Source organism: Croceibacterium atlanticum, from assembly GCF_001008165.2.
Taxonomy (GTDB): domain Bacteria; phylum Pseudomonadota; class Alphaproteobacteria; order Sphingomonadales; family Sphingomonadaceae; genus Croceibacterium_C; species Croceibacterium_C atlanticum.
Genome location: NZ_CP011452.2, coordinates 1,228,185 through 1,251,792 on the forward strand (window position 1 = coordinate 1,228,185; position 23,608 = coordinate 1,251,792).

The window sequence follows — 23,608 nt, forward strand, 5'->3', positions numbered from 1 at the left end:
TACGGGCGAGGGTCGCCCTTCTCATTTGCACTTTCCATCGCTACCAAATGCAGGTCCGCCATGAGGTGTGACTGAAAATTACAAATCTTGTTGCATTTGCGTAATTATAGATCATTAGCCGCTCTGCAACTGCAAGGATAGGATAGAATGGCGACTCTCGCCGACGCTCGCATCGATATAGCCCGTATCCCCCACCCCGCTCCGGTCCCGTCTGCCACGCGTATGCAGGCGATCGCCGATCCGGGGTTCGGCAAGGTATTCACCGATCACATGGTTTCGATCGACTGGGTGGAGGAACTGGGCTGGCACAATGCGGTGCTCGGCCCGCGGGAACCCATCAGCCTCGATCCTGCGGCGGCCGTGCTGCATTATGCGCAGGAAATCTTCGAAGGCCTGAAGGCTTACAAGCTGGCCGACGGCACGATGGCCCTGTTCCGCCCGGAAAAGAATGCGAAGCGGTTCAATGAATCCGCCCGCCGCCTTGCCATGCCGGCCCTGCCCGAAGACGCCTTCGTCGAAGCGGTGCGCGTGCTTTCACTCGCCGATCGGGACTGGTTCCCCGAAGTGGAAGGCGGTTCGCTCTATCTGCGCCCCTTCATGTTCGCCAGCGAACCCTTCCTGGGCGTGCGTCCGGCCAAGCAGTACAAGTTCCTGGTCATCGCCAGCCCGGCTGGCAATTACTTCAAATCAGGCGCGCCGGCCGTGTCCATCTGGGTCAGCCGCGATTACACGCGGGCTGCACCGGGCGGCACCGGCGCGGCCAAATGCGGCGGCAATTATGCCGCCAGCCTGGTCCCCCAGGCCGAAGCGATAGAGCGCGGGCACGATCAGGTCGTTTTCCTCGACGCAGCCGAAAAGAAATGGATCGAGGAACTGGGCGGCATGAACCTGTTCTTCGTGTTCGATGATGGCACGATGATCACCCCGCCGCTGGGCGGAACGATCCTGCCCGGCATCACCCGCGACAGCCTGCTGATGCTCGCCCGCGAAGAAGGGCTGACCGTTCGCGAGGAACGCTACAGCCTCGAACAATGGCGCGACGATGCGACCAGCGGCAAGCTGGTGGAAACCTTCGCCTGCGGCACTGCGGCCGTTGTTACCCCGGTGGGGCGCGTGGCCGGCCATGATGGTGAATTCACCATTGGCAGCGGCGGGCCGGGCCAGATGACATCCCGCCTTCGTGAAAAGCTGGTGGCCATCCAGCGCGGCACCGCGCCGGATCCCCATGACTGGGTGATGCGGCTCGACTGAGGCGGCGGCATGGCATTCCGCCTCAAGGCCAAGGATGGCTCCGTCACCAAAGCCGTGCGCCGGATCGCGCGGGAGCAGATCGGCCGCGCAATAGACGCGATCGAGGACGAATCCCCTGCGCAGGCCGTTCACGACCTGCGCAAGAGGTGCAAGAAATTGCGCGGCCTCATCCGCCTCGTCCGGCCGGCCTTCCCCGATTATGCGGAAGAAAACGCCTTTTTCCGCGACACGGCGCGCATGGTTGGCGAATTGCGCGATGCGAAGGTCATGCAGGATACGTATGACGGGCTGGTCGGCAAATATGAAGGCCAGTTCGATCGCAAGGAGCTGGACGCGATCCGCCGCCGCCTGACCCACCGGCACAAGATAATGCAGCGGGAAAAGGACGTGGAAGCGGCGCTGGAACAATGCCGTTCCCGCCTGCGGGACGCACGCCGGCGCTGCGCGGAATGGAAGCTGGGCGAAGAAGGCTGGGATGCGATCTCCGGCGGTTTGTCCAAGACTTATGCCCGTGCCCGCCATGCTGCCACAAGGGCGGAACTAAGCGGCGATCCGGCCGATTTCCACGAATTGCGCAAGCGGGTAAAATATCACTGGCACCATTGCCGGATCCTGCGCCCGATATGCCCGGACGAGTTGAAGAGCCGCGCCGCGCTGGCCAGGAAACTTTCCGATGAACTGGGCGATCACCACGATCTGTCCGTCTTCACCGCGAAACTGGCCGAGGCGCCCGGGGATTTCGGGAATGACAGGGACGTGGACCTGATCCTGACCCTCGCGCGGCGCCGTTCCGCCATGCTGGCGCAGCGTGCCTCCGTCCTTTCCGCCAGGCTGCTGGCTGAAGACGCGCAGGCGCTGGTCGATCGGTTTGGCGATTCGTGGACAGGGTGGGAAAAGCGGGACGGTTTCGGCCGCTGAGGCTGACTTGCCGCCTGCGAGAATTGGGTGCATGTGATACCAACTGGCATGCCGTCCGGCGTGCCTGATGCTGTTCACACACAAGGGTATCCATGCACAGGAAGCACATATTCGCCCTGGCCGGCGCCGCATTGCTTGCGGTTGCGACTGCGCCGGCAATGGCCGCGGAACCGGACGACATCGCCCGGATCATCGATGAAGGGCTGAACCACAGCCAGGTTCAGACCACGGCCGCCGAACTGCTTGACGGGATCGGTGCCCGGCTTACCAATTCGCCGAATATGCGCAAGGCGGAAGAATGGGCGATCCAGGAGTTCCGGGATCTGGGGCTCAGCAATATCCGCCGCGAAGGGTTTGAATTCGGCCGCGGCTGGGAATCGACCTATAGTTACGCCAATCTGGTCGCGCCGCGCCCACTGCAACTGACCGTGGCGCCGATCGCGTGGATGCCGGGCACGAATGGCCAGCCGATCGAAGCCGAAGTCTTCGTCGCGCCGATGAGCAAGAAGGAACATTTCGACGCCTATCGCGGCAAGCTGTCCGGCAAGATCGTGCTGGTCAGCACCCCCGGAACGGGCGACGAGCCGACCCGCCCCGCCTTCACCCGCCTGGATTCCGCCGATATCGCCAAGCGGGACGAAATCGCCCTGCCCATTTACGATCCCGAAGCGGCCGATCGCCGGTCTGACCGGGTTGAATTCGCGCTGGAACAGGCCGCCTTCCTGAAAAGCGAAGGCGCGCTGGCGATGGTCAAGATGTCCTATCGCGACGGCAAATTGCTGCATGGCAGCGGCTATACCTTCCAGGATGGCAAGAGCCCCGAAATCCCCGGCTTTGAAATGGCTGCGGAAGATTATCGCCGGCTGGCGCGCCTGGCCAAGACCGGCCCGGCCCCGGTAATTTCCCTGGCAAGCGACGCCCGCTTCGTGGACGGCGACACCAAGGCCTATAACATCATCGCCGAAATCCCCGGCACCGATCCGAAAGCCGGCTATGTCATGGCTGGCGCCCATTTCGACAGCTGGGCGCTGGGCGATGGTGCGGTCGATAATGGTGCGGGCAGCCTTGCCGTGATGGAGGCCGCGCGCATCCTGAAGACCATCGGCGCCAAGCCGAAGCGCACGATCAGGTTCGTGCTGTGGGCGGCTGAAGAACAGGGCCTGCTCGGCTCGCTCGCCTATATTCGCCAGCACATGGTGGAACGCCAGGGCGACGATGGCAGCACTTCGATGGAAAACTATTACAAATGGGCCGATCTCTGGCCGATCGAGCCGAAGCCCGGCTATTATGACCTGAAAGCCTATTTCAACATGGATAACGGGTCGGGCAAGCTGCGCGGCATCCATGCCGAAGGCAATGTCGGCGCGGAAAAGCTGCTGCGCAAATGGCTTTCCCCCTTCGCCGGTCTGGGCGCGGGCAGTGTCGTATCCGGCAATACGGGCGGCACGGACCATGTGTTCATGCAGCAGGTCGGCCTGCCCGGTTTCCAGTTCATCCAGGATCCGCTCGATTATTCGGCGCGTCTGCACCACACCAATATCGACACGATGGACCATGTGCGTTTCGACGACATGCGCCAGGCATCCGTGGTGATGGCCGGTATGCTGCTGCAATCCGCCAATGACAGCGAAACACTGCCGCGCGAACCGCTGCCCAAGCAGCCCAGCGTGACGGAACCGTTCAAATACGAATATCCGGAAGACTGAGAGCTTCCAGCCATTGCGCAACAGGAGCCGGGGGGACAGTATGTCTTCCCGGCTCTTTTCTTGAGGACATGCCGATGACCAATCCGTTCCGGGCGATTATCGCCACCACGCTGTTGATCGCCGCCACGCCTGCTGCCGCGCAGGAAGAAACGGCCGGCTGGATCGAACGCAGCAATGAATACACATCGGAACTGATGGAAATGCAGGCGCAGTTCGCGCCTGAAAGCTTCGCGCAACTGGGGCTGGAACAGTATGACGGGCTGGCGATGGATCTCGGGCCCGATCTCGATACGCGCTACATCTCCGCCGCCAGGCAGCAGATTGCCGAATTCAGGCAGGCACTGGCCCAGACGAATGATCCGAATTTGCGGCAGGATCTGGAAATCCTCATCCATTCGCTCGAACTGGATGTGGAATCCACCCGGCTCGGTTCGGAACTGATGCTCGACTGGTATGATATTCCGCAGGTGGTTTTTGGTAATATCAACGGCTTGCTGGATGATCAGGTAGTGCCGGAACGCCGCGCCAAGGCCGTGGAACTGCTCCGCCGCTATACCGGCCTGCATGAAGGCAGCACCCCGCTGACCGAACTGGCCAAGGCCCGGTTCGAAGAAAGCCGCACCCCCGGCAAGATCGGCCCCTATCGCGGCGATGTGGCGGACGCGCTGCCCAAGATTCCCACCTATATCCAGGGCATAAGGGACCTGTTCGCCAAATACGATATTGCCGCCCCCGCAGCGCTGGACGCGATGGAACGGCAGTTCACCGAATATGGCGAATGGGAAGAAGCCCATGTCCTGCCGGCCGCACGCGACGATTTTCGCCTGCCGCCCGAACTTTATGCCCATCGGCTGAAGACGATGGGCATCGATATCGATCCCGAAACGCTGATCAGGCGCGCCCGGCGCGGCTTTTACGAAATCCGCCAGCAGATGGATGGCCTGGCGCCGCTGGTCGCCGCGAAGATGGGCTTTGAAAAGACGGATTATCCCTCCGTCATTGCGGAATTGCAGAAAACGACAGTCCCGAAGGAAGAGCTGGAAAGCTTCTATGCCGAACGGCTTGGCAATCTGGAGGAAGTGGTACGCCGCGAAAACGTCGTCTCCCTGCCCGATTATCCGGTTCTGATGCGCCTTGCCAGCGATGCGGAAAGCGCTGCGTCCCCCGCGCCGCACATGCTGATGCCGCGCCTTATCGGCAATACCGGCGAACGCGGCACCTTCGTGCTTACCACGGCCAATCCCTCCGCCGGGGAAGAGGAATATAATGATTTCAACTTCGCGGCCGCATCATGGACGTTGAGCGTGCATGAAGGCCGGCCGGGGCACGAACTGCAATTTGCGCAAATGGTGGAACGCGGCGTCAGCCAGGCGCGCATTCTCTATGCATTCAATTCCACCAATGCCGAAGGATGGGCGCTCTATGCCGAAGCGGAAATGCAGCCCTATGAACCGATAGAAGGCCAGCTGATCGCCCTGCAGCACCGCCTGCTGCGTGCCAGCCGGGCAATGCTGGACCCAATGCTCAATCTCGGCCAGATCGACGTGGAAAGCGCCCGCCGCATCCTGGCGGAAGAGGCCCGCTTTTCCCCTGCCATGGTGCAGCAGGAACTGGATCGCTACACCTTCCGCATGCCGGGCCAGGCGGGTTCTTATTATTACGGCTACAGCCAGATCATCGATCTGCGCATCGCCACCGAACTGGCACTGGGCGAAAAATTCGACCGGCAGGCTTTCAACGATTTCCTGATCGGTCAGGGCTTGCTCCCGATCGACTTGCTGGCCGAAGCCGTGCGTAATGATTTCATCCCTTCGCAAATGGGTAAAACTTCTTGAAACTGCTGCAAATATTCCGCGTCGTCGCCTGGATCGAAGGCGTCACCACGATCGCCCTGTTCCTGGTCGCCATGCCGTTGAAATACTGGCTGGGAAATCCGGTTTTGGTGCCACCCGTCGGCCTGGCCCACGGGGCCGCCTGGCTGGCCTATGTCGCGGCGATGTTCATCTGCCTTCCCGGCAAGGGTTTTACCCTGTGGGAATGGGTGCGCACATTCGTGATGGCGCTGTTTCCCTTCGGCACTTTCATCAATGATCCACTGATCCGCCGCAAGGAAGACGCCTGGCGAGCCAATGCGCGCTTTGGCGACGATCCGGAAACCACCTGATGCGGCCGCGCCCGTCTTGGCGAGGATTTTAGCGGGGGATCGTTCCGGGCCGGAATGCGGCCCTGATCGCGGTGCCCACGCCCAGCCCCGCAATCGTGGCGACAAGGTCGGCGACCCAGTCCATCACATCGGCATCGCGGCCGAGCCCCATCAGCCATTGCGCCAGTTCGATCCCGCCGCCGAACAGCGCCAGCAGGCCGAAACAGGCCGCAAGGTTAAGCCGCGGCCAGGCAATGCGCACGAAGACTGACAGGACGAAGAAGGCCGCCATGTGATCAAGCTTGTCCCACCCGGTCAAAGCCTGCGGTGCAGAGGGACGAAGCGCGAAAAACAGTATCACCGCAGTGATCAGAAGGACCAGCGCCTTCCAGGGAATCCGTTGCTGCATGAAGGAAGCCTTGCCCGAAGAATGGTGAACAAACACCTGTTTTGTTGCCGCTGTTGCCGTCTATTCGATTAACCGCCCCGGAACGGAGATAACCGGGGTTTCACACAGGTTCAGACAGACTGAACGGCCCGCTTCTTCGCCACGGCCGGCCTGTTCATGCCCCCGTCGCCATAATTCCCTTGCCGGGCAGGCGTGCGCGGTCATGCGGCGTGGTCAGGTCCAGTTCCGGCCCGATAGCCGTAATCCGGTGCTTGTCGGTCAATTGGTAATAGCCGTGCTTGATCTCGGCCAGATTTACCGTGCCCGCAATGCCCGGCCACTGAAAGAGTTCACGCAGATAATTGCCGAGCGCCGGATAATCGTCCAGCCGGCGCAGATTGCATTTGAACGCCGTGAAATAGGCGGCATCGAAACGCACCAGAGTTGTGAAGGCCCGCCAGTCCGCCTCCGTGCAATATTCCCCGGCGAGATAGCGATGCCTGCCCAGGTGGGCCTCCATCCGGTCCAGCACTTCGAACACGCCCCTTGCGGCCTCTTCATAGGCCCGCTGCGACGTGGCGAAGCCGGCGCGATAGACGCCATTGTTCAGCCCCGGATAAATCACTTCGTTCCACTGATCGATCCTGGCCCGCAATGCCGGGGGATAGAGGTCGAGCCGGTTGCCGGTGATGTCGTCAAAAGCACTGTTGAAGATCCGGATGATCTCCGAACTTTCATTATTCACGATACGGCGCGTCTTGCGGTCCCACAGGGTCGGCACCGTCACCTTGCCGGTGAAATGCGGATCATGTTCGACATAGAGCCGGTGCAGCGGATATCCGCCCTCCACCGGGCCATCGGGCCCTTCGGGGAAAGTCCAGCCCTGTTTCGGCAGGCCCGGTTCAGCATAGGAAACGCCGATCACGTCCTCCAGCCCTTTGAGCGCACGCACGGCCAGCGCGCGTCCGGCCCAGGGGCAGACCCAGGCGACCCATAAATGATAGCGTCCGGCCTCGGCCGGAAATTCCGCATCATCTTCCAGGCCGATCACGTCGCGGAAGGCGCTGTCCATCCGCCTGAACTGCCCGTCCTTCCCGACCTCTTCGGCCGCGGGCTTTGTGTCCATCCATTTTCCGTCGACCAGTTGCGCCATGAATATGCCCTCTCCTGTTCATTTGCCGCCCTAAAGCGCGCGAACGCGCATGTCAGCCACAAGGGACCATTCGGCCGATGCATTGCAAAGAGAAACTAGAGCGGCGCCAAGCAAACTCTTCCTTGTAGCGGCGCGCGGGCGCCGCCATTTGAAGCTGGCCCGAGAAACGACTTGTGGAGAGCGCATAATGTCCGACGTCTACACCCCGCCGAAGGTCTGGACCTTCGACCCTGCGAATGGCGGCCAGTTCGCCGGCATCAACCGCCCCACGGCGGGCGCGCGGGAAGAGAAGGAACTTCCTGTGGGGGAGCACCCTTTCCAGCTCTATTCACTCGGCACGCCCAACGGGGTGAAAGTCACCACCATGTTCGAGGAATTGCTGGAAGCGGGCTATTCCGATGCGGAATATGATGCCTGGCTGATCAAGATCTTCGACGGCGACCAGTTCGGCTCCGGCTTTGTCGAACTGAATCCCAACAGCAAGATCCCTGCCCTGCTGGACAAGAGCGGGCCGGAATCCTTCCGCGTATTCGAAAGCGGCGCGATCCTGATCCACCTGGCGGAAAAGTTCGATTATCTCCTGCCCAAGGCCAATCCGGCGCGCGCCGAAACACTCAGCTGGCTGATGTGGCAGATGGGCAGCGCACCTTCGATCGGCGGCGGTTTCGGGCATTTCTACGTCTATGCCCCCGAACGCTACAAATATCCGATCGACCGCTTCGCGATGGAAACGAAGCGGCTGTTTTCCGTGGCGGACATGCAGTTGGGCAAGACCGAATATCTGGCCGGGAACGATTATACGATCGCCGATATCGCTGCCTATGCCTGGCTCGGCAATCTCTATCACGGCGCCTATAATCGCTGCGACATCTTCCTGGGCCTGGACGAATATGAAAATGTCGGGCGCTGGGTAAAAGCCATCGACGCGCGCCCCGGCGCCATCCGCGGCCGGCTTGTGAATTCGCAAGGCGGGTTGCAGGAACGCCATTCGGCATCGGATTTCGATACGCTGGACAGGGAATTGTTCGACCCGATCCGGAAGAAGGCGGATTACTGACGAAGTTTTTTCTGCCCCCCTTCCCTTAATGCGAGGCGTCGTTATATGGGCGCCTCGCTGCTGGGGCGTCGCCAAGTGGTAAGGCAGCGGCTTTTGGTGCCGCCATTCGCAGGTTCGAATCCTGCCGCCCCAGCCAGCGAATAAAAATCACTCAAAATCAATATTTTAACAGGTTGCGCAGGCCTGCTGTGGGCCCTGTTTGTGGGCCATGCTCGTGGGCCTATCTCTTGGCTTCTCGCTGCGCACTTGCTTACCTCATCCTAGATCGATATCTGTTCATGAATTGTTCTGAGAGGTGGAATGGCAGATAGCAGCGCAATCGAATGGACCGACGCCACGTGGAACCCGGTGACGGGATGCACGAAGATCACGCGTGGCTGCGACAACTGTTACGCTGAGAGGTTCGCTGAGCGGTTCCGTGGGGTATCCGGGCATCCTTTCGAATCCGGTTTCGACCTTACGATTAGGCCGGGGAGATTGAAGCAGCCGCTTTCTTGGCGTCGTCCGAGAATGATTTTCGTGAACTCCATGAGCGACCTTTTCCACAAGGATGTCCCTCGGGAGTTCGTTGATAGCGTTTTTTCGACCATGGAAGATGCACATTGGCATGTCTTCCAACTATTGACCAAACGAAGCTCTAGGATGCAGAAATACCTGCAGCAGCGATATACTGAGCGTCCTTGTCCAGAAAACATCTGGTGCGGTGTTTCCGTCGAGGACAGTCAGGCCAAGAGCCGAGTAGAACATCTTCGCCATGCCCCAGCAGGCGCTCGTTTCCTGTCAATTGAGCCGCTTCTGGGTCCGGTCGGCACTCTAAACCTTGAAGGCATCCATTGGGTGATTGCTGGAGGCGAGAGTGGCCCAAGGGCAAGGCCTATGGATCCCCAGTGGGTTCGCGAGGTGCGCGATGAGTGCGTTCGTCAGGATGTGGCGTTCTTCTTCAAGCAGTGGGGCGGTTTCAGGCCCAAGGATGGCGGCCGCGAACTTGACGGTCGCGAGTGGAACGGCTTTCCTCACAACAAGCTCTCGTCTCATTCTGAAAGTTATGAGGAAGCTCGATGAGCGAAACTGGCTCCGTCCCGATGTTGCCAGTTGAATATCGGAAGCGGGCGCAGTCATACGTCAAGCACCAGATACTGCGCGAGTATCTGAAGAATGCGGCAATGATCATCCTGTCTGCTTGGCCGGACTTCGTTTTCGTAGATGGATTTTCAGGGCCCTGGAAGAACGCGAGAGACGATTTCGCCGATACCTCTTTTGGTATCGCTATTCAGGAACTGCGGGCGGCTCGCCGAAACTGGGAGGCAAATGGGAAAAGGCCGGGCATCCGCTGCATCTTTGTCGAAAAGAGAACGGACGCTTATCATAAGCTACAAGAAGCCGTGGAGGCTGTCGCTGACTTCGAAGCCACTGCACTGCATGGAGATTTCGGCGATCATATTGACGAAATCTGTAAGATCGCTGGGCGCTCATTCACTCTGACCTTCATCGATCCGACCGGTTGGAACTTCGATCTGCGCAAGATCGCGCCGCTCTTGAGGCGCCAACCGGGAGAAGTCCTGGTCAACTTCATGTATGAGCATTTTCGTCGCTTTATCGATGATGGTAGGCCCGCCATCCGACAGTCCCAAGACCGAGCCTTCGGGGGGCCAGAATGGCGCGAGAAATACACTCAATTGATTGAGGCGGGGAGCTCGAAAGAGGAGGCAGTTCTCGGTGTGTTCAGGAGACAGCTCAAACGGGCGGGCGATTTCAAGTTCGTGGCCAGCACGAAGATTCGCCACCCGCTAGCTGAGAAGACCCATTTTTATCTGGTTTATGGGACTCGCAAGCTGAAAGGTCTGGTCGAGTTCCGAAGAGCTGAGAAGGCTGCATTGTCTGTCGAAGGCGCATTTCGTTCACAGGCGAAAGATCAAGCATTCGAGGAGCGTACCGGTCAGGGAGGGCTCTTTTCGGATGCGCCTGAACTCATTCGCACGCAGGCTCGCGTTGATCCCCGTATGGAGGATCATGAAAAGCTAGAGGCCCGGTTGAAATCTGCGCTTGCCAAGAACGATTGGGAGTATGAGCGACTGATGTCGGCGGCCTTGGAACGCTTCTCGATCTCCGAAAGTGAGTTCAAGGATATGCTCGTCCGAATGAAGCGTGAAGGACAGGTCTGTTCCCCGTCAGCACCTATGGCACAGATTTGAGGTTGTGATTTAAGGAGGATTTGGGTCTCGTCGTAGTGACGAAGGAACGAAGATGAGACCCAAATCCTCCAATGCAAAATCGCGGACCAAGACCCCTGCGGAAGCTGTGGTGAAGGGCATCCGCCGGGCCACCCGGCGGCACTTCTCGGCGGAAGACAAGATCAGGATCGTGCTGGAAGGCTTGCGCGGCGATGACAGCATCGCCGAGCTGTGCCGCAAGGAAGGCATCGCCCAGAGCCTGTATTACACCTGGTCGAAGGAGTTCATGGAGGCCGGCAAGCGCCGCTTGGCTGGTGACACCGCCCGCGCTGCGACCACAGATGAGGTGAAGGATCTGCGCCGGGAGACCGGCGCTTTGAAGGAGTGCGTCGCCGACCTGACGCTCGAGAACCGCCTGCTGAAAAAAAGCATTCTCGCGGATGGGGGCGACGACGAATGAGATATCCTGCATCCGAGAAGCTCGAGATCATCAGGATCGTCGAGCAGTCGCACCTGTCCGCCAAGCACACGCTGGACCAGCTCGGCATCGCCCGCCGGACATTCTATCGCTGGTATGACCGCTACCTCCAAGGCGGGCCGGAAGCGTTGGAGGATCGGCCATCGGCACCGAGCCGGGTGTGGAACCGCATCGGCGAGGGCATCCAGGACCAGATCATCGAGATGGCGCTGGATCACAGTGAGCTGTCCCCGCGCGAGCTGGCCGTGCGCTTCACTGACGAGAAGCGCTACTTCGTGTCCGAGGCCACGGTTTACCGCCTGTTGAAGGCCCACGACCTGATCACCAGCCCGGCCTATGTCGTGATCAAGGCTGCCGATCAGTTCCACACCAAGACCACCCGGCCGAACGAGATGTGGCAGAGCGACTTTACCTACTTCAAGATCATCGGGTGGGGCTGGATGTATCTGTCGACCGTGCTCGACGACTTCTCGCGTTATATCATCGCCTGGAAGCTGTGCACCAACATGCGGGCCGAGGACGTGACCGACACGCTGGACCGCGCTCTGGCGGCTTCCGGCTGCGACAGCGCTACGGTGCTGCACAAGCCGCGCCTGCTAAGCGATAATGGCCCCAGCTATATCGCTGGCGAACTGGCGGAATACATCGAGGCCAACAAGATGAGCCACGTGCGCGGCGCCCCTTGCCATCCCCAGACCCAGGGTAAGATCGAGCGCTGGCACCAGACCCTGAAGAACCGCATCCTGCTGGAAAACTACTTCCTGCCCGGCGACCTTGAGGACCAGATCGAAGCCTTCGTCGAGCACTACAACAACCAGCGTTACCACGAGAGCCTGAACAACGTGACGCCCGCCGACACCTACTTCGGCAGGGCCCCAGCCATCATCAAACAGCGAGAAAGGATCAAGCGACAGACCATCGAGCATCGGCGCTTGCAACACCGCAAGCTCGCCGCCTAACATCAACCCCCAGACGAGGCCGACACTCCGCTAATCTACGCCGCCAGTTGCGCCAAATGTTCTGACGACGGACAGTCAGGGGCATCCGCCCAAGGAACTTATCGAAACCCCAAATCTGCTTTGGAAACTTCTGGTGTGTCCGCTTCTCACCTGCGGGCTTCCAACGTGTCTCCAGAAATGACGCCTTGTCGCGCACATATTACACCAAGTACGGCGCGAGACGGGCGACATGCCAAAGCAGCCAACGTGGCTCGGAAATGACACGGAAGGCGTGTCATTTTGAGGCTGAGGGCGTTGGGAAGACCGCGCTCTTCCGCTGCCATTCCACGCGAACCCATAGCACCCAGCCAGCGTCCTCCAGATTACCGCAGGAGCCGTGCGTGAGGCCGATAGCAGCCCCGCTCGCCCGAAGGCTCGATTTATCGATAGGCGCTGAGCGGAGTCGCCACACCCCTTCTCGCCATTGTTCAGCCAGACGAACTAACTGGCAGGGTGCGGGAGCGGAACGCCGGGATACTCGATTAGCGACACGATCTCGGCCTTGCGCTTCAACGCGATGCCATGCGGTGAATAGCGGCTGTAGGTAAAGCCGCGCTCGTGACCGAGGACTTGCGCCCATTCGTTCTCCGGCACGCCAGCCCGTTCCATGATCTGTGTCACGTTCTTGCGGAAGGAATGGAAGGTCTTGCGCCGGTCGGTGAACCCACGGGCGAGTTTGAATCTGCTGAACTCCTTCCCCGCATCGGCTCCCGGTTTGCTGCCGGGCCCTTCTGCGTTGAACTTCGGCCATAGCCGTTCTCCCGGCGGTCCCGGCCTCCCTGCCAGCCATCCTAGCGCCGGGTGCAAAGGCACCTGCCGGTTGCCCGCTGCCGTCTTGGCATCCTCGACCTGAATGTATGGGACCCCGTCCGCTTCTCGCACCTGTTCGAAGCGCAGCGATGCAATCTCGTCCAATCGCATCCCGGTGAAGAGCGCTACCAGCATCACTTCTTTCACGTCAGCGCGGCCCGGCTCTGGATCGAAGAGCTTCTTGAGTTCGTCAGCCTCCCACGGCAGGTAACCTTGGACGTTCTTTCCGGGGGTCAGTCGCTTCCGCATCCCGGCAAATGGGTTCCTGCCACTGCAGTAGTCGCGATCCTCGCCCCACTTCCACAACTCCTGCAGCGTCGTGACGTGGCGATTGAGGGTGGCATCCGAGAGCCCCTTGGGGTGCCCGCCATATTGCTCCTGCAGCTCACGCCAGCTCATTTGCTTTGCCGCCGGAGAGCGCGCCCAGTTGGGGTCCATGGCGCGTAAGGCATCCATAAAAGCCGAAGCATCAGCCCGTCGAACATCGCGCAAGGGGCGATCCTTGAAGAACCCCGAGAAGAGACGAAAGGTGGCCTCCTTCTGCTGGCGCGTATTGCTCGGCTTCAAACCCGATTGCCGCGCCCAATGGCCAACATACTCGTCAGCCAGTTCAGCAAAGCCCGGCTCCAGTTCGCGACGGCGGACAGGACGTTTGCCCCTGAGCATCTGCAGAGCATCCTGCAGGGCCGCTGCTTGAACCTCGTCCGCCTCGGTCAGCTCTCCGCGCTCATCTTTCTCTGCGATCTTTTCCAGCTCATGTTCGATGCCGAGAGCCTGCGGATCGTCATCGGGCGGCCCGTGGACGGCAAAAGCGCCTCCCAAGGCTTGCTCCAAGATGGTCTCGTGCAACTGGCGCAAGACCCGCTTCGCCACTGTGTCATTGGGCCGCAGCGAGAGCCACTCCGCCCGGACGGTTACTTCCCATGCCTCTGCTTCAAGACGGGCCGAGGGACGATCCATGGCGGTCATGGTTTTCTGCAGGAACTGCTTCCCGTCATAACGAGCCCTAAACTCTGCCGGTATGCGGACTTTTGCGCGCCATTTATTCCCCCGTCGCTGCAACGCCGCCATACTGTCTCAGTCTCCCTGTGGGCCATGTTTGTGGGCCCTTCATGTGACCCAAAATACCAAGGCATTCAAGGGAGTTCAGGTTCCTTGCGGGTCACAGGTGTGGGCCACTTGGCCTCCTGCCGCCCCAGCCAGTTTCCCTTTCCCGCGCGATTATTGAATCCGGTCAGGCCCGATTGGCGCTGGCCCCTCTCCTCGCAAGAACTGCGCAGCTGTCTTGCCAGCCATTGCAGGGGCGGGCGCGGCCCTGTCAGGCGGATCCGTTTCCGCGCAACCCGATTACCGCTTTGCCGATCACTTCCATGGTCCGATCGAACTCGGCCTTCTGGTCGCGGTCCAGGTCCTGGGTGATGGATGAAAAATAGATCCGGCGATGCTCCCGGACCTTCTTGTAGAGATTTTCGCCTTTCCGGGTCGGGCTGATGATCATCGTTTTTCTGCTGCCGGCGGCGAATTCGCGGCTGATAAGGCCGGCTTCGAGCAGCCCCTTCACCGCCCTGCTTATCTCCGCCTGGTCGATCTCTCCCGAGCTTCCGATATGGCTGGCAGTCGCCGGGCCATCGCTGCACACGAATGCCAGCACCCGCCACTGCGCCAGCGACAATCCGAATTCCACCTGCAACTGCTTGGACGCGATACGTTCAATCATCTTTGCAAGCAGGAGAAGCCGCTGCGGGAGATGATCATCCCCGAACAAATGCCATGTTTTCGGTAATTCCATCATCTGTCGCCAGCCCGGATCCCTGTAGATCGATATGCTTTAACAGCCCGCCCCGGCAGCGCCCGTCAAGCCCGTTGCGAATCCAGCAACATCAGGATGTGTTGCTTCCATACATCGCCGCGCCTTTCCTTTCCAGATTGATTGACAACTCAAGAAAGTTAACGGAGACTATGCGCATTCTGCAGCATGTCTCGATAGCATCGCAATGATCGGGAGACAGATCTGGCGGGACAGATGCATGAGCCGGGCGAAGACCCGGGACTATAGGGAGAGAGAAGAATGAGACGGTTTCCGGGTGGAAGATTTCGGACGCGCCTGATGCAGTCCGGCGCGACAGTTCTGGGTGTCGGGCTGGCGCTTGGATGTGCCTTTCCGGCCATTGCGCAGGATGCCGGTGAACCCGCAGAGGATGCGGCGGCTGACAGCCAGCCGATTATCGTCACCGGGTCACGCATCGCCCGCTCCGGCTTTGATTCCCCCACTCCGCTCACCACTATCGGCAGCGAACAGATCGGGCGCCAGGGCGCGAGCAATGTGGCGGATGTGCTGAATGAAATCCCTGCGTTTCGCCCGCAATCGACCCCTTCCACGACCGCCATCTTCGTCAACAATATCGGCGCCAGCACTGCCGATCTCAGGGGCCTGGGCGCCAATCGCACCCTGGTTCTGATCGATGGGCGCCGGGTGGTTCCGGCCACTGTCGCGGGCGGTTCCTTCGCGCCTGCCGGCACGGTGGATCTCAACATGGTGCCCACCTCCCTGATCGAACGGGCTGAAGTCGTCACCGGCGGCGCTTCCGCCGCTTATGGTTCCGATGCCGTGGCCGGTGTGGTCAACCTCATCCTCGATACCGATCTCGAAGGGATCCGGGCTTCCGCCCAGTGGGGCAAGGCCGATGCAGGGGACGACGAGGAATGGGTCGTCTCCCTCGCCGGAGGAACCAGCTTTGCCGACGGTGCGGGCCGCTTCGTCGCCGGGGTGGAATATGTGGATGATCAAGGCACGGGCGATTGTTATTCGCGCGATTGGTGCTCGCTCAGCTACAACACGGTCAGCAATCCGTTCATCGACCCCGCCAATCCCCAGCTCGGCCGTGTTTCGCCGGGCGATCCGGCCACGCTGATCCTGCCCAACACCCGCGTCGCCACGGCGACCTTCAATGGCCAGATCATTGCCGGGCCGCTGCGGGGAACGGAATTCAATCCGGACGGCACGACCTTCCAGCACGATTACGGCACCTTCTTCGGCGCCGGTATCTTCCAGAGCGGTGGCGGCGATCCGCAACTGGCATTCTATCAGAACTTCCCGATCTCTTCCCCCAGCGAACGGATCAACAGCTTCGCTCATGCGGAATATGATATTTCGGACAGCGTCAACCTGTTCGTCGAGGGGTCTTATGGCCGGGTGGAAGGCAGCACCATCGGCGCGCAACGGCGCGATCTTGGCCCGCGAGCCATTACCCGCGACAACGCCTTCCTGCCGGACAGCGTGGCTGCGCAGATGGATGCGTTCAGCCTGCCGACCATCCTCGTTTCCCGCATATGGAACGATATCGGCCCGCAATTGGGGAGCGTGAAGCGCGAAACCTATCGCGGGGTCGGCGGCATCAACGCCGAACTTGGCGGCGGCTGGTCGCTTGACGCCTATTACCAGTATGGCCGCACCGATTATGCGCAGACCGGCCGGAATACCACGATCAACTCCCGCATGGTCTATGCGCTCGACGCGGTGATCGATCCCGATACCGATGCACCTGTCTGCCGCGCCGTGCTGGAAGGCGATGCAGCGGCCGCCGGCTGCGAACCGCTGAACATCTTTGGCGCAGGAAGCCCTTCGGCCGCAGCGATCGGATATGTGACCGGCACGGCAACGCAGACCACGCGCATGACCCAGCATGTCGCCTCGCTTGCCGTGCAAGGCGATCTGGTCGATCTGTGGGCCGGCCCTCTTTCCGTCGCCTCGGGTGTGGAATTCCGCAAGGATTCCGCAAGCGGCACCGCCGACCCCATCTCCCAGGCGCTGGATTTCTACACCAGCCCGGGCTCGCCGATCGATGGTGAACTGGAAGTGTGGGAAGGTTTCGTCGAAGCGGTCCTCCCGCTCAGTTCGACGGCAGAAATCAACGGCGCGGTTCGCCTGACCGACTACAGCACCAGTGGAACCGTCACGACGTGGAAGATCGGTGCCGATTGGGAACCCTTCGACTGGCTGCGCCTGCGCGCGACCCGTTCGCGGGATATTCGGGCGCCTAACGTGTTCGAACTGTTCGGCACACCGCAAAGCTCGTTCCAGTCGATCCTCGATCCGCAAACGGGCGCGCAGGTGCTTTCTTCCGTCCTGCTTGGCGGCAACACCGCCCTGCGGCCGGAAACCGCCGACACCTGGACCGCGGGCATCGTGCTTCAGCCCTATATCGACACTGGCTCTCTGCGGGTTTCCGTCGATTATTACGACATCGAACTGGACGGCGCAGTTTCCACGCTGGGCGCGCAGGTAATCGTGGACCGGTGCGATGCCGGCGCCGCCGATCTGTGCGAGTTCGTGACGCGTGATAATGATGGCACCATCACGCGGGTCCGCAACTTCAACCTGAACCTCAACACGCTGATCACGCGCGGCTGGGATATCGAGGCATCCTATTCCCTGCCCCTGTCGACATTCTCCAACGGGATGGACGGCGACGTGTCGCTGCGCATCCTGAGCACTGTCGTGGATGACCTGATTACCGTCGATTCCAGCGGTACTTCGATCGACCGTGCCGGCATGAACGGTTCGCCGGTGTCGCAGCCTTCGGGGATGCCGCGCTACATCATCAACAGCTATCTGACCTACTCGACCGATCCGTTCTCGGCGCAGCTCCAGCTTCGCCATATTTCCGGCGGTCGTTACAACACTTCCTTGGTTGGCCCGGACGAAGCCGCATATGATCCGGCGCTGCCCAACAGCATCAATGACAATCGCATCGGCGCGTGGACATATGTGAACTTCAATGCGAGCTATGCCCTGTGGCGCGATGGCGACCGGAAGGCGGAACTGTTCGGCGTGATCCACAACCTGTTCGACAAGGATCCGCCGGTGGACGCACCCTCCAGCTTCGGCCCGACCAACAACGTCCTCTATGACGTGGTCGGACGGAGCTACAAGGTAGGCGTCCGCGTCCGTTATTGAGGCACACCGTCCTGCAAACAAGGAAGGGGCCGGAAGCAATTCCGGCCCCTTCACCATGTATCACATCATTTTTCGCTGATGCCTGGCCCGGCCCGCTCTAGCTCACCGCGTAATAGGTGAAGATCGAATGGTCGGGATCGGAACGGCGTTCCCCCGCACCGACGAACAGCGTCCGCCCAAGCCATTCATGTGAACCGGCCGGCACGACGAAGGTGGGCGTGAAACGGAAGTAGCTCGGCTGCGGGGTGCCGTTGACGATCCTGGCCGCGCCCTTGGCGGCGGGGATGAGATAACCCCGGTTGTTGATGTAGATCTTCGTCCCGTCATCCGCTTCGAGCAGATAGTGGGAATTGATCACGATCGTTCCGTCACCGCGCACATCGGCATAGTCCGCGCCGCTATCCGGAACGACCTTGCCCGATAGCCGCGGCCCGTAAATCTGCCCCCCGGCGCAGGGCGTGTAACCCTGGCTTCCGCCGCCCGGCAGCGGGCCGAAAATGCATCGTTCCGGGCGGAAATCCACGCGCATCTCGAACGCATATTCGAGATGGGCGGGCACTTGCCCTGCTTGCTCGGTCATCTTCCTCTCTCCTTCACAACACTTTGAAATAATGGATCCGGTTGGCTTGCGGCAGTTTCTCCGCCACGCCGATGAAGATGTGCTTGCCCAGCCAGTCATGCGGGCCTTCCGGCACATCGAATTTGGGCGATACCCGCATGTAATATTCGTCATGGGCGACGGGTTCGTTGCGTGCCATCCGTTCCATCGCGTCACCTTCTGCCCAGCGATAGCCACGGCTCTGGAGGTAGATCACCGTGCCGTCATCGGCTTCCAGGAAGTAGCGCGCGTCGAAATCGATCACCCCGTTCGGCCGCAGGAGCGGGAAATCGCCCCCGCTCATGGGGAGAACGCGCCCCTTGATCCGCGGGCCTTCGAACGTGCCCTGTGCCGCCCAGATTCCGGCCCGCGTGGAACCCATGCTGGACGGTTCGACCCAGACGGGCCTGGTCAGATCGATATCCACGGTAAAGGCGAATTCCATCTGCGGCGCAAAAGGATGATCGCAGGTCTTGAAGGCGGGCTGCGTGCTATCTGTCATCGTGCTTACTGGACCTTGTAAATATATCGGCGCGGCCGGCATCACCGGGCAATGCGCCGCAAGAATGCGAACGAAGCTGGCGTGGCGGCGGCGATTTCAGCCGAGGCTCCCAGACAATGTGACCTATAGCAGGATAGTTGATCGATCAATAAATCTCGCCAGCTTGCCTCCGCGCCCACGCGGCCTGGCCTGCCGCATTGACACTGGCACGAGGAAGGATAGGCCTTCCCCACAACACCGCCGGAAATGACGGGGAAATTCCCCGCATCCGCACCACTCGTTCGAAAGGCTGAAGCATGACTGGACCGTTCTCCCCCGAAAGCCTGGACAAGCTCCGCGCAAGCCTCGGCGCGCGGCCGCGTCAGCTGTTCATCGGCGGTGAGTTCGTTTCCGCGCAATCGGGCAAGACTTTCGACGTGGTCGATCCTGCCAGCGGAGAGACTTTTGCCAGCGCGGCATCGGGCGAAGCGGCGGATATCGACGCGGCGGTGAATGCCGCGCGCGCCGCCTTTCCGCAATGGGCGGCCACCCCGCCAGCCGCGCGGGCGGATATGCTGCTGAAGCTGGCCGATCTGATCGAACGAGAAGGCGAACGGATCGCGCTGACGGAAACGCTGGACAACGGCATGCCGTTCATGATGGCGAAGTTTGCGGGCGTGATGGGCGCTGCGGGGCAGCTGCGCTATAACGCTGGCTGGGCGACCAAGATCGCGGGCGAAACGCTGACGCCTTCCGCGCCGGGTGAATGGCACGCTTTCACCCTGCGGGAGCCGGTTGGCGTGGTCGGGGCCATCGTGCCGTGGAATTTCCCCTTCGTCATGGCGGTTTCCAAGATTGCCCCTGCCCTCGCCGCCGGATGCACAGTGGTTCTGAAACCCGCTGAACAGACGCCGCTGACAGCAGTGATCCTGGCGGAATTGCTGCAGGAAGCGGGCTTTCCCGCCGGCGTCGTCAATGTCGTGACCGGCTATGGCGAAACCGCCGGCGCCGCCCTGGCCGCACATCCGGGCGTGGACAAGATCTCCTTCACCGGCTCCACCCAGGTCGGCAAGTCGATCGTCCGGGCCTCCACCGGCAATCTGAAGCGCGTGTCTCTCGAACTGGGCGGGAAATCGCCTGTCGTAATCTTCGAGGATGCCGACCTTGAAAAGGCGATCCCGGCTGCGGCAGCAGGCATCTTCGGCAATTCGGGCCAGGTCTGCGCGGCCGGTTCGCGCCTGTTCGTGCATGAAAAGATCGCCGATCGCGTGATCGAAGGAATTGCCGATCGCGCCCGCAGCCTCAAGGTCGGCCCGGGCCTTGCCGCGGGCACCGAAATGGGCCCGCTGGTCAGCAATGAACAGCTGGAACGCGTGATGGGTTACATCGAAAGCGGGGCTGGCGAAGGGGCGGAAATCGCCGCCGGCGGCAAACGGATCGATGGCGAAGGCTATTTCGTGCAGCCCACCGTCCTCACCGGAACTGCGGCGGGAATGAAGGTGGTGGATGAGGAAATCTTCGGCCCCGTCCTGTGCGCCATGCGTTTCGGAGACGACGATATCGAACGGATCGCCAGTCAGGCCAATGCCGGCGAATACGGCCTTTCTTCCGCGATCTGGACGCGCGACATTTCCAATGCATTGCGGCTCGCCAAACGACTGCAGGCGGGCACCGTCCGTATCAATGGCGGCGCGGGCGTGGATCCGGCAATGCCGCTGGGCGGTTACAAGCAATCAGGCTGGGGCCGGGAAAACGGGCGTGCGGGCGTGGAAGCCTATACCGAACTCAAAGCCGTCACCGTCGCCCTCTGAGAGGCTGCACCATGACCCGGCAGTTCAGCTATCCTGACTATATAGAAGTCTTCAATTCGGGCGATGACGATGCCCTGGTGGATCGCTTCTATCATGAAGACCTGACCTTTACCGGCGGCACACGCCGCCACCATGGCAAGGACGGCCTGCGGGAATTCCTCGCCTGGGCGCATGATGGCGTGCGCGAAGTGATGCGGGTGCAGCATTATGCGCGGGAAGGCGACATATTGTTCGCCGATGTGGACATGGATTTCCACGCCACCAGGGAGCGGCCCGATTTCCCCTTCGGCCATCTCTTTCCAGGCGACAGCGTGACGGTGAAGTTCCACGTCACCTACACGCTGCGCGACGAAAAGATCGCCGCGCTGCATTCGATGACATGGCCGCCTGAATACGGCGTCACCAAGGCACCGCGCCTGGGTGGACATCCAAGCCAGAAGGCGGCCTATCTCGCTTATACGGCAGCATTCAGCAATGCGGATCACAAACGGTTTTCCGCCTTTTATACCGACGATGTCACGCTGAAGCTCAACGCCTTGCCGCTGATAGAGGGTAAGCAGGGCATCATCGATTTCTACCAGCCCATGTTCGAACGGGTGCGCGAACAGCTGACCATTCACAAGCTGCTGGCTGACGATGAAGCCATCTTCGTGGATTCCACCAGCCGGTTCACGGCGCAGGTGGACGCGGCCGATTTTGTGGTCGCACCCTTGGCGAAGGGGGAAGCCGTGGAAGTGCGCGTCTTCGTTTATTACACGCTGCGGGACGGGCTGATCTCTTCGATCCGGGTTGCCCGTGCGGGTGAAGTTCAGAAGGTCGGCGGCTAAGAGCCCGGTTCTTCCCGCCAGTACCGGGCGGAACGGATCCGGGCGAAGCGCCCTTCCCGCAAATCGTAGAAGGCGAAATTGACGCTTCGTCTCTGTTCGCCCGTTTTCAGCGGCCCGGTGGGGAAATCCGGCCAGTCCTCCAGCGGCTCCAGCGTGGTGGCCAACTCCGCCGCGCAATGGCTGGCCGATCCCACGAAGGTCAGCAGTTCCACCGTCTCGTCAATGCGCGAGTGCACCAGGCGGTAGAAATCCAGCACAGCTTCGCGGCCGGAAAGGCTGGCTGCCTGCCCTTCGAATATCAGATCCGGATCGTAGAAACTGCCGAAGCTGGCGGCATCCCCGGCGTTGAACGCCGCGAGATAGGCTTCAAACCACGCGCGGCTGCCGGGTTCCGGATCCTTCATCAGACCGCTGCCGGAACCTTTTCCAGCTCCGCATCCTGTTGACGGCTGGCAACTCCCAGAAATGCAATCAGCACGGCCACCGTCAGGGGCACTATCGCGGCCAGTATCAGGGTGAGCTGCAGGGAATAGGCCTGGGCAATCGCGAAGCCGCCATAAAGCGGCGCCAGAACACCGCCTACACGGCCCGCGCCGCCTGCCCAGCCCAGCGCCGTGCTGCGCATACGCGGCGGATATATCTGGGTGATCAGCGTGTTGAGCCCGGCCTGCCCGCCGGTTTGCACGAAGCTCCAGAAAATCAGGATGCCGATGAATATCTGCGCTTCGAAAGGCACATAGGCCATGCCGAGAAGAGCCGCGCACAAACCCAGATAATAGAGCGGGATCAGCCTGGTGGCGCTGAAACGATCCATCAGATAACCGATGCTCAGCGTCCCGGCGACACCGCCGAGATAGGCGATCATCGCGGAGATGGCGAATTCCTGAATCGGAATTCCCGCCATTTCCTGGAAGAAGGTCGGCAGCCACGCGCTCATCAACGCGATATTGGTCATCGAAAGGAGGCAGGCGGCCCACAACACCGCAGTCATCCATCCCCGCCTTCGGAGAAGATATCCGTGAGACGTGCCTTGCGACCTTTCTCATTGCCCTCGCCCAGGACGAAGACTTCGTCCCCCTTCAACTCGATGCCGGGATCGAGCCCGCGAAGAGTGCCGGCGATGGTGGGGTCATTCGGGTTCCGCTCCGCCCGGAATTTGATCGATTCCGGCACGAAGAACATCAGCAATGGAATGCACAGCAGGGGCACGATGCCGCCGATCCAGAAGCCGCTTTCCCAGCCATAAAGGTCGATCAGCCATGCGGCCACGGCCCCGCTGGCCGCGCTTCCGCTGGAATAGCCGGCCAGTGACAGGGCAATGAAGGTGGAGCGCCGCCGATCCGGCGTCGTCTCCGCAATGAGGGCGAGCGCCATGGGCAATCCGGCCGCCATGAACAGCCCGGCGATGCCGCGCAAAATGGCCAGCTGGTCCAATGTCTGCGCATAGACGCTGCCCAGCGTGATCGCGCCGAAAGCAGCGCAGCACCAGATCAGCATCCGCCTGCGGCCGAACCTGTCCGCCAGCGGCGAAACCAGGAACGCACCCGCCGCCAGGCCGATCTGCTGGCAGACGAACAGGAAGGCCATCGCTTCCGGCGGCTGGCCGAAATCGGCCGCGATCGCGGGGGCGATCTTGCCGATCATGAAAATATCGAACCCGTCGATAAAACAGACCAGTCCGCAAACCAGCAGAACTACGAGTTGGTTGCGACCGATCGGCTGGCGATCGATGAAAGCCTCGACATCAAAACGGTTCAATTTCTGTTCTCTCCCAGGCGGCTTTTAAAAGTCGCGCAGGAGAGCTTAGCAGCACATATCTTGATCGATCAATGATCTCTTAAGGCTGGAGATCATCATCGGG

General features: G+C 60.9%; 21 protein-coding genes and 1 tRNA gene. 13 read left to right on the top strand and 9 right to left on the bottom strand.

Annotation, left to right across the window (positions count from 1 at the left end; all coding sequences use genetic code 11):
* The first annotated feature begins 147 nt into the window (after nt 1-147).
* The 5 genes from WYH_RS05790 to WYH_RS05810 all read left to right on the top strand — a co-directional run bounded on the left by WYH_RS05790 (nt 148) and on the right by WYH_RS05810 (nt 6,039).
* Nucleotides 148-1,251, top strand: coding sequence for a branched-chain amino acid aminotransferase (locus tag WYH_RS05790; RefSeq protein WP_046903086.1), 1,104 nt, complete (start codon nt 148-150; stop codon nt 1,249-1,251).
* A 9-nt stretch (nt 1,252-1,260) separates the two neighbouring features.
* The gene (locus tag WYH_RS05795; protein ID WP_046903087.1) at nt 1,261-2,169 is read left to right on the top strand and encodes a CHAD domain-containing protein; all 909 of its coding nucleotides are present in this window, start codon (nt 1,261-1,263) and stop codon (nt 2,167-2,169) included.
* A gap of 92 nt (nt 2,170-2,261) precedes the next feature.
* The gene (locus tag WYH_RS05800; RefSeq protein WP_046903088.1) at nt 2,262-3,875 is read left to right on the top strand and encodes a M20/M25/M40 family metallo-hydrolase; all 1,614 of its coding nucleotides are present in this window, start codon (nt 2,262-2,264) and stop codon (nt 3,873-3,875) included.
* 74 nt (nt 3,876-3,949) lie between these two features.
* The gene (locus WYH_RS05805) at nt 3,950-5,710 is read left to right on the top strand and encodes a DUF885 domain-containing protein (RefSeq protein ID WP_235980183.1); all 1,761 of its coding nucleotides are present in this window, start codon (nt 3,950-3,952) and stop codon (nt 5,708-5,710) included.
* Nucleotides 5,707-6,039: a DUF3817 domain-containing protein gene (locus WYH_RS05810; protein WP_046903089.1), complete on the top strand. Its 333-nt coding sequence runs from the start codon at nt 5,707-5,709 to the stop codon at nt 6,037-6,039. Before WYH_RS05805 ends, WYH_RS05810 begins: the two co-directional genes overlap by 4 nt.
* A 28-nt stretch (nt 6,040-6,067) precedes the next feature.
* Here WYH_RS05810 and WYH_RS05815 read toward each other — a convergent pair whose 3' ends face one another.
* Together WYH_RS05815 and WYH_RS05820 are read right to left on the bottom strand one after the other, a co-directional pair.
* Entirely contained in the window at nt 6,068-6,427 is a 360-nt protein-coding gene (locus tag WYH_RS05815; protein WP_046903090.1) for a VanZ family protein, read from the bottom strand.
* Nucleotides 6,428-6,581: 154 nt separating this feature from the next.
* Nucleotides 6,582-7,559, bottom strand: a complete 978-nt coding sequence (locus tag WYH_RS05820) for a glutathione S-transferase family protein (protein ID WP_046903091.1) — start codon at nt 7,557-7,559, stop codon at nt 6,582-6,584.
* Nucleotides 7,560-7,746: 187 nt separating this feature from the next.
* Here WYH_RS05820 and yghU point away from each other — a divergent pair, with 187 nt between their 5' ends.
* From yghU to WYH_RS05850, 5 genes are all read left to right on the top strand, one after another.
* Nucleotides 7,747-8,616 carry a glutathione-dependent disulfide-bond oxidoreductase gene (gene yghU / locus WYH_RS05825; RefSeq protein WP_046903092.1) on the top strand — a complete coding sequence of 290 codons (870 nt, stop codon included), beginning with the start codon at nt 7,747-7,749 and terminating at the stop codon, nt 8,614-8,616.
* Between the two features lie 61 nt (nt 8,617-8,677).
* Nucleotides 8,678-8,752, top strand: a tRNA-Gln gene (locus WYH_RS05830).
* Between the two features lie 164 nt (nt 8,753-8,916).
* Nucleotides 8,917-9,678: a DUF5131 family protein gene (locus WYH_RS05835; protein WP_046903093.1), complete on the top strand. Its 762-nt coding sequence runs from the start codon at nt 8,917-8,919 to the stop codon at nt 9,676-9,678.
* A complete protein-coding gene (gene tcmP / locus WYH_RS05840) occupies nt 9,675-10,808 on the top strand; it encodes a three-Cys-motif partner protein TcmP (RefSeq protein WP_046903094.1) in 1,134 nt (377 codons plus the stop codon). The genes WYH_RS05835 and tcmP overlap by 4 nt, the downstream gene beginning before the upstream one ends.
* A gap of 52 nt (nt 10,809-10,860) precedes the next feature.
* Nucleotides 10,861-12,224 (top strand): IS3 family transposase gene (locus WYH_RS05850; RefSeq protein ID WP_156320037.1). Its coding sequence is split into 2 segments (ribosomal slippage): nt 10,861-11,209 and nt 11,209-12,224, totalling 1,365 coding nucleotides; the frame shifts between segments, so codons are not numbered across the junction.
* Between the two features lie 480 nt (nt 12,225-12,704).
* On the opposite strand, the gene WYH_RS05855 is transcribed toward WYH_RS05850, so the two are convergent.
* Complete coding sequence (locus WYH_RS05855) at nt 12,705-14,042, bottom strand: site-specific integrase (protein WP_169780725.1); 1,338 nt, start codon at nt 14,040-14,042, stop codon at nt 12,705-12,707.
* 349 nt (nt 14,043-14,391) lie between these two features.
* Nucleotides 14,392-14,790, bottom strand: coding sequence for a MarR family winged helix-turn-helix transcriptional regulator (locus WYH_RS05860; protein ID WP_169780727.1), 399 nt, complete (start codon nt 14,788-14,790; stop codon nt 14,392-14,394).
* Between the two features lie 351 nt (nt 14,791-15,141).
* Here WYH_RS05860 and WYH_RS05865 point away from each other — a divergent pair, with 351 nt between their 5' ends.
* A complete protein-coding gene (locus WYH_RS05865; protein ID WP_082347864.1) occupies nt 15,142-18,030 on the top strand; it encodes a TonB-dependent receptor plug domain-containing protein in 2,889 nt (962 codons plus the stop codon).
* A 97-nt stretch (nt 18,031-18,127) separates the two neighbouring features.
* Here WYH_RS05865 and WYH_RS05870 read toward each other — a convergent pair whose 3' ends face one another.
* Both WYH_RS05870 and WYH_RS05875 read right to left on the bottom strand, forming a co-directional pair.
* Entirely contained in the window at nt 18,128-18,610 is a 483-nt protein-coding gene (locus tag WYH_RS05870; protein ID WP_046903097.1) for a DUF3237 domain-containing protein, read from the bottom strand.
* Nucleotides 18,611-18,623: 13 nt separating this feature from the next.
* Complete coding sequence (locus tag WYH_RS05875) at nt 18,624-19,130, bottom strand: DUF3237 family protein (protein WP_046903098.1); 507 nt, start codon at nt 19,128-19,130, stop codon at nt 18,624-18,626.
* A gap of 296 nt (nt 19,131-19,426) precedes the next feature.
* On the opposite strand from WYH_RS05875, the gene WYH_RS05880 reads away from it, so the two are divergent.
* Both WYH_RS05880 and WYH_RS05885 read left to right on the top strand, forming a co-directional pair.
* Nucleotides 19,427-20,920, top strand: a complete 1,494-nt coding sequence (locus WYH_RS05880) for an aldehyde dehydrogenase family protein (RefSeq protein WP_046903099.1) — start codon at nt 19,427-19,429, stop codon at nt 20,918-20,920.
* Between the two features lie 11 nt (nt 20,921-20,931).
* A complete protein-coding gene (locus WYH_RS05885; RefSeq protein WP_046903100.1) occupies nt 20,932-21,747 on the top strand; it encodes a nuclear transport factor 2 family protein in 816 nt (271 codons plus the stop codon).
* Here WYH_RS05885 and WYH_RS05890 read toward each other — a convergent pair.
* Genes WYH_RS05890 through WYH_RS17260 form a run of 3 tightly spaced genes read right to left on the bottom strand, consistent with a single transcriptional unit; the run spans nt 21,744 to nt 23,505 of the window.
* Nucleotides 21,744-22,151 (bottom strand): nuclear transport factor 2 family protein, encoded by a 408-nt coding sequence (locus WYH_RS05890; RefSeq protein WP_046903101.1) that lies wholly within the window; start codon nt 22,149-22,151, stop codon nt 21,744-21,746. The genes WYH_RS05885 and WYH_RS05890 overlap by 4 nt on opposite strands.
* Entirely contained in the window at nt 22,151-22,738 is a 588-nt protein-coding gene (locus tag WYH_RS17255) for an MFS transporter (RefSeq protein WP_046903102.1), read from the bottom strand. Before WYH_RS17255 ends, WYH_RS05890 begins: the two co-directional genes overlap by 1 nt.
* The gene (locus WYH_RS17260) at nt 22,735-23,505 is read right to left on the bottom strand and encodes an MFS transporter (protein WP_046903103.1); all 771 of its coding nucleotides are present in this window, start codon (nt 23,503-23,505) and stop codon (nt 22,735-22,737) included. The genes WYH_RS17255 and WYH_RS17260 overlap by 4 nt, the downstream gene beginning before the upstream one ends.
* Between the last annotated feature and the right edge of the window lie 103 nt (nt 23,506-23,608).

Bases quoted from the DNA above. Each gene is read 5' to 3' on its own strand.
- WYH_RS05875 (WP_046903098.1), bottom strand. From the start codon at position 19,130: ATGACAGATAGCACGCAGCCCGCCTTCAAGACCTGCGATCATCCTTTT.
- WYH_RS05890 (WP_046903101.1), bottom strand. From the start codon at position 22,151: ATGAAGGATCCGGAACCCGGCAGCCGCGCGTGGTTTGAAGCCTATCTC.
- WYH_RS05800 (WP_046903088.1), top strand. From the start codon at position 2,262: ATGCACAGGAAGCACATATTCGCCCTGGCCGGCGCCGCATTGCTTGCG.
- WYH_RS05880 (WP_046903099.1), top strand. From the start codon at position 19,427: ATGACTGGACCGTTCTCCCCCGAAAGCCTGGACAAGCTCCGCGCAAGC.
- WYH_RS05795 (WP_046903087.1), top strand. From the start codon at position 1,261: ATGGCATTCCGCCTCAAGGCCAAGGATGGCTCCGTCACCAAAGCCGTG.
- WYH_RS05870 (WP_046903097.1), bottom strand. From the start codon at position 18,610: ATGACCGAGCAAGCAGGGCAAGTGCCCGCCCATCTCGAATATGCGTTC.
- WYH_RS05820 (WP_046903091.1), bottom strand. From the start codon at position 7,559: ATGGCGCAACTGGTCGACGGAAAATGGATGGACACAAAGCCCGCGGCC.
- WYH_RS05805 (WP_235980183.1), top strand. From the start codon at position 3,950: ATGACCAATCCGTTCCGGGCGATTATCGCCACCACGCTGTTGATCGCC.
- WYH_RS17255 (WP_046903102.1), bottom strand. From the start codon at position 22,738: ATGACTGCGGTGTTGTGGGCCGCCTGCCTCCTTTCGATGACCAATATC.
- WYH_RS05860 (WP_169780727.1), bottom strand. From the start codon at position 14,790: ATGATTGAACGTATCGCGTCCAAGCAGTTGCAGGTGGAATTCGGATTG.
- yghU (WP_046903092.1), top strand. From the start codon at position 7,747: ATGTCCGACGTCTACACCCCGCCGAAGGTCTGGACCTTCGACCCTGCG.
- tcmP (WP_046903094.1), top strand. From the start codon at position 9,675: ATGAGCGAAACTGGCTCCGTCCCGATGTTGCCAGTTGAATATCGGAAG.
- WYH_RS05835 (WP_046903093.1), top strand. From the start codon at position 8,917: ATGGCAGATAGCAGCGCAATCGAATGGACCGACGCCACGTGGAACCCG.
- WYH_RS05790 (WP_046903086.1), top strand. From the start codon at position 148: ATGGCGACTCTCGCCGACGCTCGCATCGATATAGCCCGTATCCCCCAC.
- WYH_RS05855 (WP_169780725.1), bottom strand. From the start codon at position 14,042: ATGACCGCCATGGATCGTCCCTCGGCCCGTCTTGAAGCAGAGGCATGG.
- WYH_RS05865 (WP_082347864.1), top strand. From the start codon at position 15,142: ATGAGACGGTTTCCGGGTGGAAGATTTCGGACGCGCCTGATGCAGTCC.
- WYH_RS05885 (WP_046903100.1), top strand. From the start codon at position 20,932: ATGACCCGGCAGTTCAGCTATCCTGACTATATAGAAGTCTTCAATTCG.
- WYH_RS05815 (WP_046903090.1), bottom strand. From the start codon at position 6,427: ATGCAGCAACGGATTCCCTGGAAGGCGCTGGTCCTTCTGATCACTGCG.